This window comes from Micromonospora sp. NPDC049580 (assembly GCF_040675595.1).
Classification (GTDB): domain Bacteria; phylum Actinomycetota; class Actinomycetes; order Mycobacteriales; family Micromonosporaceae; genus Micromonospora.
In genome coordinates this window covers 1-2,075 of record NZ_JBFAPG010000730.1, presented here as the reverse complement: position 1 = coordinate 2,075, position 2,075 = coordinate 1, and the positions used below count along the sequence as shown (strand labels likewise).

At 75.2% G+C, this 2,075-nt stretch carries 3 protein-coding genes and 1 pseudogene; 3 read left to right on the top strand and 1 reads right to left on the bottom strand.

Features of this window, described 5'->3' with window-relative positions:
* Both AB0J68_RS31505 and AB0J68_RS31500 read left to right on the top strand, forming a co-directional pair.
* Positions 1-416 (top strand): annotated as a pseudogene (locus tag AB0J68_RS31505) (hypothetical protein); the annotation flags it as partial.
* A 31-nt stretch (positions 417-447) separates the two neighbouring features.
* Positions 448-1,011 carry a heme-binding protein gene (locus tag AB0J68_RS31500; RefSeq protein ID WP_354855848.1) on the top strand — a complete coding sequence of 188 codons (564 nt, stop codon included), beginning with the start codon at positions 448-450 and terminating at the stop codon, positions 1,009-1,011.
* On the opposite strand, the gene AB0J68_RS31495 is transcribed toward AB0J68_RS31500, so the two are convergent.
* Positions 1,012-1,773 (bottom strand): hypothetical protein, encoded by a 762-nt coding sequence (locus tag AB0J68_RS31495; RefSeq protein ID WP_363942448.1) that lies wholly within the window; start codon positions 1,771-1,773, stop codon positions 1,012-1,014.
* A gap of 134 nt (positions 1,774-1,907) precedes the next feature.
* Here AB0J68_RS31495 and AB0J68_RS31490 point away from each other — a divergent pair.
* A partial coding sequence (locus tag AB0J68_RS31490) for a DUF1697 domain-containing protein (protein ID WP_363942451.1) occupies positions 1,908-2,075 on the top strand: 168 nt, incomplete at its 3' end.

The window sequence follows — 2,075 nt, the reverse complement described above, 5'->3', positions numbered from 1 at the left end:
ACCGGACCGTCGCACGCGCCGACACCCGGGTCGTCTTCGTCGCCGACAAGCACCTGGTGCTGCTCGACCCCGACGGGACGGAACTGGTCCGGGAGTCGACGGACCTGCCCGCCGCCCGGCTCGCCGCCGCGTTCCGGGCGCACGGCTGGGCCTGGGCGGACGACGATCCCCACCGGTCGGCGTACCGGCTGTGGGTGCCCGACCTGCCCGGTCTGCCCGCCGGCGCGGACGCGCTGCTGCGGGCCCGGGAGCGCGCCATCGAGCGGGACCGCCGCGACGACGCCCGGGAGCTGCGGCGGGAGCTGGGCCGGCTCGGGGTGGTGCTGCGCGACGAGGGCAAACGCCAGTACTGGCGGGTCGTCGTCGCCGGTGCGGGACAACCGACTTCGGCCGAGCGGGAGCGGGAGGGGCGGTAGCGTCTGTCCCAGGAGATCCTGGGAGCGCGCGATGACCGAGCAGCAGCCGTACCGAGTGGTGTCCCGACACCCCGGCTTCGAGCTGCGCCGCTACCCGGCTCACCTGGTGGCCGAGGTGCAGATCCAGGCGTCGTTCACCCGGGCCCCGATCGAGGCGTTCCGGCCGCTGGCCGCCTACATCGGGGGCGCCAACCGGGCCCGGCACCCGATCGGCTCGGCCGGGCCGGTGATGTCGGCGGCCAGCGACTCGGAGAAGATCGCCATGACCGTGCCGGTGGTCCAGATCGAGGGCGAGCGGCCGGGCGCGTACCTGATCCAGTTCGTCATGCCGGCCACCTTCACCACTGCCACCCTGCCCGAGCCGGTGGACACCCGGGTGCGCATCCGCGAGGTTCCGGCACGCCTGGCGGCGGCGATGCGGTTCTCCGGGCGGTGGACGGAGCAGGCGTTCAGTCAGCGGGCCACCATGCTCGGCCGGTCGGTGACCGCGGCCGGGCTGCAACCGACCGGCGCGATCCGGTACGTGCGCTTCGACCCGCCGTGGAAGCCGTGGTTCCTGCGCCGCAACGAGGTCGTGCTGCCGGTCGTGGAGTAGCTAGCGCGCGTGCTGCCGCCACACCGGCCGACCGCCCGGCCAGTCCCACGCCAGCAGGGTGACGCCGGTGAGCAGCACCCCGCCGAGCGCGATCATCGGCAGGATGCGCGGGCCGGGCGGGACCGTCCGGCCCAGCGCGACACCGCCGACGGCGACCGCGCCGAGCCCGACGGCCAGCAGGCAGCGGCCCCGGGTGCGGGCCGGTGCCGCCGCCAGGGCGACGACGACGGTCAGGGCGACCAGGAGTACGCCGGTGGCGAAGGCCGCCGCCGTCAGCTCCGGCTCCCGGTCGGTCGGAGACTCGATGCCGGCGGCCACCACCGCCAGCACCCCGGCCACGCAGGCCGTGCCGGTCAACACCCGCCGGTCGGTGGTGGGGGGCCTGCCGCGGTCCCGCCACGCGAGGACGGCCGCCAGCACCCCGAGCACCGCCGCACCGGAGACGGCGAGCAGGATGGTCGACCCCGTGCCGGCCGGGTCGGCCCGGTCGATCGCCACGTCGGCCGCGATCCAGAGCCCGCCGAGCACGACCGCCGGAGCGCTCCACCGGAGCTGCCCCCGGCCGGCCAGCAGCAGCCCGAGCACGATCGCGACGATCGCCACGAACCGCAGATCCCGTGCCCAGTAGGCGTTGTTGCCCGGCAGCCGCTCCGACCACGGGCCGATCGGCTCGGTCAACGGTTGCCACACCGTCATGCCGACCGCCCAGAGCAGCACGGCGGCGGCACTCAGGAGCAGCCCGACCGGGCGCGCGAATCGCATCCATCGACGGTAGCGGCCAGGGCGGCCTGTCGGGGGGCGCCGCTTGTCGTACACGAAACGGGCCTGGTGGCTCCCGGCGGACCGTGGCCGCCCGACCTACGCTGAGCCGGTCGGCCGTGCACCCAGGAGGAGCCATGACCCGGTACGTCGCGCTGCTGCGCGGAGTCAACGTCGGCACCACCCGCCTCGCCATGGCCGACCTGCGCCGGATCGTCACCGACCTCGGGCACGAGGACGTCGCGACGTACCTGCAGAGCGGCAACGTGGCCTTCGACAGCACCGTGCGCGACGCGGAGAAGCTG

What these genes read in the sequence shown, in the direction of transcription:
- AB0J68_RS31500 (WP_354855848.1), top strand. Translation starts at nt 448, where the DNA reads ATGACCGAGCAGCAGCCGTACCGAGTGGTGTCCCGACACCCCGGCTTC.
- AB0J68_RS31495 (WP_363942448.1), bottom strand. Translation starts at nt 1,773, where the DNA reads ATGCGATTCGCGCGCCCGGTCGGGCTGCTCCTGAGTGCCGCCGCCGTG.